Below are 6541 nucleotides of genomic sequence, written 5' to 3'. Positions count from 1 at the left end.
CGGCTGCTGGATGACCGCCGCACGCGCCTGATGGCCGTGGCGCGTGGCCTGCCCAGCCGCCCCGAAGACCTTCTCGCCCTGCCGCAACAGCGGCTCGATCTGGCGTCCAGCCGTCTGGGCTCGGCCCTGCAACGCAACGCCAGCGTCCATGAACAGCGCCTGACCCGCGTTTCGGCCCGCCTGTCTCCGGCCATCCTGCACCGCCCGATCGAGCGCCGCTCCGATCGTCTGGCCGCATTGGACATGCGCTTCAAACCTGCGGTCGAGCGCCGCCTGCAACGCGACGGCGAGCGTCTGGCCGCCCTGTCGCGGGCCCTGAACAACCTCGACCCATCCCGTCCCAAGCCCGGCTTTGCCCGTGTCGAGGATACGGACGGAAAATGGATCACATCGGCCCATACCCTGAGCGAAGGACAGCAGGTCGCGCTGGTATTCGGAGACGGTCGCCGCAAGGCCGTCATCGGCCAGGCTGGCAGCGAAACCCCGCCGCCCGCACCTCAATCCAAACCGGCCGCCAAGCCTGCGCCCAGGCCAAAAACGCCGCCCGCCGGTCAGGGCAGCCTGTTCTAGGCCGCCCTCTCAGCCCACCGGCACGATGACTTCGCGCGGCGCTGCGTCATGCAGCGTGCGCCTCAATTCGCGCCATGAGGGTGCTTGCTGTGCGAAGGCCGTCACGGGGTTTAAGGCCACAGACATCACCGCCCCCGACGCCATAGATTGTGCAATTTTCATCACCCCCCTCCGCACCTGCAAAAACCGGATTAAAGTGAAGCTGATTCGAAGCTTCCCCCTCTCACCCCCGCCTCTGCCGCACCATGAATACACCCTCCCCCGATGCTAAGGCTGCGACGCTGCATTACGGCGACGGTGAGTTCGCCGTGATCGGTGCAGGAAGCTATGTCCGCTGCGCTGTGACGCAACAGGCCATCCCCTTGTCCGCGCTGCGTTATTGGTCGGCAGAGCGGCAGGAGGCCTATGTCGGCCCGCTGCAATTCCTAGAAGCCGCAACCGGCCGCCCGGCATCCCCGCACAAGGGGCGTGAATGAGTCCGCTCGGTACGCTTCATCTGCTGCTGGTCGATGACAATCCCAACATGCGCGCGATTGTCGCCGCCATGCTGAAATCCATTGGCATCGGTCGCTTGAGCGAGGCCGAGGACGGCACACAGGCGCTTCGCATCCTGCGCGAACATTCCATCGACATCGCCATCGTCGATTTCCGCATGCAGCCGATGGACGGCGTGGCCTTTACCCGCTCGATCCGCTGGGACGAGGACAGCCCCAATCCCTACCTGCCCATCATCATGATGACAGGCCATTCGGAGCGCAGCCGCGTGACCGAGGCCAGAGACGCCGGTGTGAACGAGTTTCTGGCCAAGCCGGTGATGATCAATTCCCTGATCAAGCGGCTGGAGGCCATTATCCTTCGCCCGCGCCCCTTTGTGCGCTCGGACGATTTCTTCGGGCCGGACCGTCGGCGGACCTATCAGCTGGATCACGCCGGCCCGTTCCGCCGCTCGACCGACCCGAAACCCGACTAGTCCGCGTCCAGCGCGTCATAGACCTTTTGCGGCCAGCGTTTGTGCACCCAGAACCAGTCTTCCGGTTCTTCGCGCACCCGATCCTCGACAAAGCGGTTTGCAGCCTGGATACCGGCCAGGGTGTCGGCGGCTTTATCGCCGGTATTGGGCACTTCGATCGGTTCGTGAACGGTCACGCGGAAGTTCGCGCCCTTAAGGCGCACAACCGATAGCGGCACCATCACCGTTCCGAATTTGGCCGCCAGACGCGCCGCCCCCGGCGAAGCATTCACCGGATGGTCAAAAAACTGGACCTCGGGGCCTTCATTGTATTTCTGGTCCACCAACAAGGCGATGGAATCGCCGCGCTTCATACCGGCCACCAGTTCGCGGGTGCCATCACCCTTGGGCGCGAACAGGCGGATGCCATAACGGGCGCGGGCCTCGCGGATCTGCTCGTCGACATAGGGATTGTTGGCCGCACGGTAGGTGACCTGACACGGCACACCGGCATGCATGATGACCGAGGCCATTACCTCGAAATTCGCAATGTGCCCCGAGATGAAGACAACCGGCTTGCCGCTGTCGCGCACGGCATGAAGCCGCTCCAGACCGACCACCTCAACCCGCCCGCTCTCGGGCGTCAGGCGGTCCATCACCGCCAGTTCGGCAAAGGTGCGGCCGGTGCGGTCCCACTGCTCGCGGGCTACGGCATTGCGCCATGCCTCGGACTTTTCCGGAAAGGCGATCTTCAGATTGCGCAGTACTGTTTTCTGTGTGCCCGTCAGCGGCCCCAGGGTCCGCAGCATGGCCCCGCCAAAGGCCGAAGCCGCATCCACGCCCACCAGACGCAATGCCCCGAACAGGCCCGAAAACGCCAGCGACTGCAGCCGCCACGTCAGGTCCTGTCCAAGGCCTACTTTACTTTTTTTATCACCAAGCAATCGTCAGTCCGCCGTCAACCACAAGCGTCTGTCCTGTGACATAGGAAGACGCGGGGCTGCACAAATAGACTGCCGTGCCCGCGATTTCATCAGGCAATCCGATCCTTTTCAAAGGTGCCGGGTCGGTGACCGTCTTTAGAATTTCAGGGCTTTCCCAAAGATAGCGGGCAAAGTCGGTCTTGATCAGGCCCGGCGCGATACAGTTCACACGCACGTTCTGCGGGCCGTATTCCACCGCCAGATTGCGCACCAGCTGCATGTCCGCAGCCTTGGAAATATTGTAGGCGCCGATCACGGCATTGCCGCGCAGGCCCCCGATCGACGAGATCACCAGAATGGCCCCGTCGTTGCGCGCCAGCATTTCGGGCGCGACCATCTGGATCAGCCAGTGGTTGGACACGACATTGTTCTGCAGGATCTTGCCGAACTGGTCGTCCGAAATACCCGCCATCGGTCCCGCATAGGGGTTGGTCGCCGCGTTACAGACCAGAATGTCGATCTGGCCCCATGTGGCGCGGGTATCGTCCACCAGACGCTGGAGGTCGTCCTTGGAGGCGATATTGGCCGGAATGGAAATGGCGCGGATTTCGCCGTGCTTTTCATTGATGGCGTTGGCGACCTGTTCGCAGGGCTCGGCCTTGCGCGAGGAGATGACCACCTTGGCTCCGTGATCGGCCAGCCGTTCGGCAATGGCCTTGCCGATACCTTTTGACGATCCGGTAACGACGGCGACCTTGCCGCTTAAGTCGAACAGTTCCATTCAGCCTTCTCCCCTAATGGCTGCGCTTGCCGATACAGCTTCGCTTGATTGTGAGGTACGGTGCGAAGTGTTAAGCCATACCCTTGGTTACCTTGTTAGCACGCTCAATCCACTAGGAAAGTCATCGCATCATCCATGCAAAAGATCACCGGCGGATTGCTGTTCTTTGGGTGTCTGTTCCTGTCGCTGGCGGTAGGGGCCACGCTTTGGCGCGCCGGATGGGGCGCAGGCGCAGGCGTTGCGGGGGCCATTGGATCGCTGGGTCTGCTGGGCGCCGCCTGTGCGCTGGCCGCCAATGTCAATGACAAGCAGGCCCTGCGACGCGAGCTGGCCAAGGTCAGGGAGGCGCACCGTCTCCTCGCCGATGCAATGGAATCGACACAGGGCGCTCTGACCCAACTGGCCCAGGCCATCGAGAACGGTCCCCTGTCACGCACCGATGCCCTGACGGGTGAGGTGCGCATGCTGGAAGACATGGTCCAGCAGATGAATGCCTCCATCGAAGAGCGTCTGGCCAAGCCTGCCATACCCATGCCGGCCCATGCCAATGGCAATGGCAATGGCATGGGCAACGGTGCCCTGCATACGGTTCACGATGCGCTGAGCGAGGGCCGCGTTGACCTGTTCCTGCAACCCATCGTGACCCTGCCCCAGCGCCGCACCGTCTATTACGAGGCCTATACGCGCCTGCGCGACGCCAGCGGACAAAGCATGACGCCCGCCGAATATATGTCGATTGCCGAAGAGGAAGGGCTGGTCCCCGCCATCGACAATCTGCTGCTGTTCCGCTGCGCCCAGATCGTGCGCCGTCTGGCCCGCCAGGACCGCAAGGTCGGGGTGTTCTGCAATATTTCGATGGCCTCGCTGGGCGATGAGACCTTCTTTCCGCAGTTCCTCGATTTCCTAGGCCAGAACCGCGATCTGAAGGATGCCCTGATCTTCGAATTGGGTCAGGCCGTCTTCGAGGCGCGCGGCGCCACCGAGGCCCGCAACATGGCCAAGCTGGCCGATCTGGGCTTCCGCTTCTCCATCGACAAGGTCCAGACGCTGGACCTCGATTTTGCCGATCTGCAACGCTCGGATGTGCGCTTCCTCAAGATCGCTGCCGATCTGATGATCGAACAGCTGCTGGATATGGACGGGGCCGTTCCCCTGCCCAGCAAGCCCGACATCCAGGCCGCCGACTTCTCGCCGCTGGTGCGCCGCTACGGGCTGGAACTGATTGCCGAGAAGGTCGAGACCGAGCGTCAGGTCGTGGACATCCTCGACCTCGATGTCCCGCTGGGTCAGGGGCATCTGTTCGGAGAGCCGCGGGCCATCAAGGAAACCGTGCTGGCCGAGACCGATCCGCCTTCGGATTTCGTGCGCTCGACCCTGCAATCGGCGGAACGGCGCCTGCGTCACTAGACGGGCGGACCAATGCGCCCTCGCATTCCCCAGCCGGGGTTGCTACATGGCCCGCATGACTTCCCCGATCCCGCTGCCCAGTCTGTCGGCTGTCGCCGATGATTATGATGTCCTGCTCTGCGATGTGTGGGGCGTGATCCATAATGGCCGCGAAAGCTGGCCGGAGGCTTGCGACGCCCTGACCCGCTTCAACGAAAAGGGCGGGCATGTGGTGCTCATCTCCAATTCTCCCCGCCCGTCCAGCGATGTGATCTCGCAGCTGGACGGCCTGAACGTCCCGCGCAGTGCATGGAAACGTTTCGTCACCTCGGGCGATGCCACCCGCGCCGAACTGGCCAGACGCGCGCCGCAGGCTGCGCTGGCCATCGGCCCCGACCGCGACGCCACCACCTATGAAGGCACCGGCCTGAAGCTGGTAAACGACGTGAACGCGGCGGACTTCATCTCGGTGACGGGTCTGGTCGATGACGCCACCGAAACCCCCGAGGATTACCGCGAGGTTCTGACCGCCGGTGCCGCCAAGGGACTGGACCTGATCTGCGCCAACCCCGACCGTGTGGTCCAGAAAGGCGACAACCTGATCTATTGCGCCGGTGCTCTGGCCGATCTCTATGAAGAGCTTGGCGGCAGGGTCATCATGGCAGGCAAACCGTTTGCCCCCATCTATGATCTGGCAATCATCGAAGCCGAATCCCTCAGCGGGCATCCAATCGACCGTTCGCGCGTATTGTGCATCGGCGATGGCGTCATAACGGATGTTCTGGGGGCCCAAAGTCAAAAGCTGGACTGCTTGTTCATTGCCCAGGGCATTCACGGCAACAAAGCCAAGAATGCCGACGGTGTGCTCGATGCGGAACGCGCTGGCGATCTTTTGAAAGCCGAAAATACTACCGCCCGTTACGCCGCGCTCGACCTGGCGTGGTAGGGCACGTGCAACAAGTCTCGCCAAAATAGTTCACCTGACGTAAAGCAGCGCTTATGAGCAACCTGGTCCAAGCCCACCCGTCGGGCGGCTACATTCTTGACGAGCTTCATGTCGGCATGGCCGCCGAGAAGATCGTTCCGGTCACCGAAGAACGCATCCAGATTTTCGCGGATGCTTCGGATGACTATAATCCTGTCCACCTTGACGAGGCCTTCGCCTCCAAGACCGCCTATCGTGGCCGTATCGCCCACGGCCTGCTGAGCGCCTCGTTCGGTTCGGCTGTGGTGGGAACGGTGCTGCCGGGTGCGGGCTCGATCTACATTTCCCAATCGCTGGCTTTCCACTATCCGGTCCGCATCGGCGACACGGTCCGCATTCTGATCACGGTCATCTCGGTCGATCAGGAATCGGCCCGCGTCGAGCTGAATTGCGAAGGCTTTGTCGGTGACAAGCTGATCATGGACGGCATCGCCACCGTGCGCGTGCCGCGCCGCCGCAAGCCCTCGGCCCGCTAAACGATAGCGTCGGGGTAGCGTATGGGTATCGAAGTCATCCGCGACTGGCGCGGTCTTTCAGACGATCTGAAAGGCGCCGCCGTAGCTGTGGGCGCTTTCGACGGTGTGCATCGCGGCCATCAGGCCGTGATCGGCTCCGCCCGTGAAGCGGCCCAGCGCCTCGGTGTGCCGCTGGGCGTGGTCAGCTTCCATCCCCATCCCCGCCGCCTGTTCCAGCCGGACGCCGCGCCGTTCGGCCTGATGACGCCGGACCAGATGGCGCGCGCCCTGGACGGATTGGGCGTGGACCGTCTGTACCTGCTGCCGTTCGACCGCGAGATGGCCGGACTGTCGGACGAAGAGTTCGCCCGTCAGGTCCTGTCCGAGGGTCTGGGCATCAGACACGCCGCCGTCGGTTTCGACTTCACCTTCGGCAAGGGCCGCTCGGGTTCTCCCGACCTGCTGACGAAATATGGCCAGTCGCTGGGCTTC

The 6541-nt window shown here is 63.0% G+C and carries 9 protein-coding genes and 1 pseudogene (1 of these 10 cut by a window edge); 7 read left to right on the top strand and 3 right to left on the bottom strand.

Going from position 1 to position 6541, the window contains the following annotated elements:
* A partial coding sequence (locus tag B3H86_RS11325) for an exodeoxyribonuclease VII large subunit (RefSeq protein WP_292053966.1) occupies positions 1 to 570 on the top strand: 570 nt, incomplete at its 5' end.
* Between the two features lie 9 nt (positions 571 to 579).
* On the opposite strand, the gene B3H86_RS11320 is transcribed toward B3H86_RS11325, so the two are convergent.
* Complete coding sequence (locus B3H86_RS11320; RefSeq protein ID WP_292053964.1) at positions 580 to 732, bottom strand: hypothetical protein; 153 nt, start codon at positions 730 to 732, stop codon at positions 580 to 582.
* Positions 733 to 815: 83 nt separating this feature from the next.
* Between B3H86_RS11320 and B3H86_RS11315 the strand changes: the two genes are divergently transcribed.
* Positions 816 to 1046 carry a DUF2093 domain-containing protein gene (locus B3H86_RS11315; protein WP_292053962.1) on the top strand — a complete coding sequence of 77 codons (231 nt, stop codon included), beginning with the start codon at positions 816 to 818 and terminating at the stop codon, positions 1044 to 1046.
* Positions 1043 to 1540, top strand: coding sequence for a response regulator (locus B3H86_RS11310; protein WP_292053960.1), 498 nt, complete (start codon positions 1043 to 1045; stop codon positions 1538 to 1540). Before B3H86_RS11315 ends, B3H86_RS11310 begins: the two co-directional genes overlap by 4 nt.
* Here the strand turns inward: B3H86_RS11310 and B3H86_RS11305 are convergent.
* Positions 1537 to 2463, bottom strand: coding sequence for a lysophospholipid acyltransferase family protein (locus tag B3H86_RS11305; protein WP_292053958.1), 927 nt, complete (start codon positions 2461 to 2463; stop codon positions 1537 to 1539). The genes B3H86_RS11310 and B3H86_RS11305 overlap by 4 nt on opposite strands.
* Positions 2453 to 3223, bottom strand: coding sequence for an SDR family NAD(P)-dependent oxidoreductase (locus B3H86_RS11300; protein ID WP_292053956.1), 771 nt, complete (start codon positions 3221 to 3223; stop codon positions 2453 to 2455). The genes B3H86_RS11305 and B3H86_RS11300 overlap by 11 nt, the downstream gene beginning before the upstream one ends.
* 135 nt (positions 3224 to 3358) lie before the next feature.
* Between B3H86_RS11300 and B3H86_RS11295 the strand changes: the two genes are divergently transcribed.
* The 4 genes and pseudogenes from B3H86_RS11295 to B3H86_RS11280 all read left to right on the top strand — a co-directional run.
* Positions 3359 to 4630 carry an EAL domain-containing protein gene (locus tag B3H86_RS11295; protein ID WP_292053955.1) on the top strand — a complete coding sequence of 424 codons (1272 nt, stop codon included), beginning with the start codon at positions 3359 to 3361 and terminating at the stop codon, positions 4628 to 4630.
* A 55-nt stretch (positions 4631 to 4685) separates the two neighbouring features.
* Positions 4686 to 5555, top strand: coding sequence for a TIGR01459 family HAD-type hydrolase (locus B3H86_RS11290; protein ID WP_292053972.1), 870 nt, complete (start codon positions 4686 to 4688; stop codon positions 5553 to 5555).
* Between the two features lie 53 nt (positions 5556 to 5608).
* On the top strand, positions 5609 to 6070 hold the full coding sequence (locus B3H86_RS11285; protein ID WP_292053954.1) for a MaoC family dehydratase: 462 nt from the start codon (positions 5609 to 5611) through the stop codon (positions 6068 to 6070).
* A gap of 21 nt (positions 6071 to 6091) precedes the next feature.
* Positions 6092 to 6541 (top strand): annotated as a pseudogene (locus B3H86_RS11280) (bifunctional riboflavin kinase/FAD synthetase); it runs 493 nt beyond the window's last position.

The sequence above is a fragment of the Brevundimonas sp. UBA5866 genome, from assembly GCF_002432125.1.
Lineage (GTDB): Bacteria > Pseudomonadota > Alphaproteobacteria > Caulobacterales > Caulobacteraceae > Brevundimonas.
Note: the sequence above shows the minus strand (reverse complement) of the source record. Positions and strands in the feature narration are given on the sequence as shown.

Coding starts and splice junctions, on each gene's coding strand:
- B3H86_RS11320 (WP_292053964.1), bottom strand. CDS start 732: ATGAAAATTGCACAATCTATGGCGTCGGGGGCGGTGATGTCTGTGGCC.
- B3H86_RS11290 (WP_292053972.1), top strand. CDS start 4,686: ATGACTTCCCCGATCCCGCTGCCCAGTCTGTCGGCTGTCGCCGATGAT.
- B3H86_RS11315 (WP_292053962.1), top strand. CDS start 816: ATGAATACACCCTCCCCCGATGCTAAGGCTGCGACGCTGCATTACGGC.
- B3H86_RS11310 (WP_292053960.1), top strand. CDS start 1,043: ATGAGTCCGCTCGGTACGCTTCATCTGCTGCTGGTCGATGACAATCCC.
- B3H86_RS11300 (WP_292053956.1), bottom strand. CDS start 3,223: ATGGAACTGTTCGACTTAAGCGGCAAGGTCGCCGTCGTTACCGGATCG.
- B3H86_RS11285 (WP_292053954.1), top strand. CDS start 5,609: ATGAGCAACCTGGTCCAAGCCCACCCGTCGGGCGGCTACATTCTTGAC.
- B3H86_RS11295 (WP_292053955.1), top strand. CDS start 3,359: ATGCAAAAGATCACCGGCGGATTGCTGTTCTTTGGGTGTCTGTTCCTG.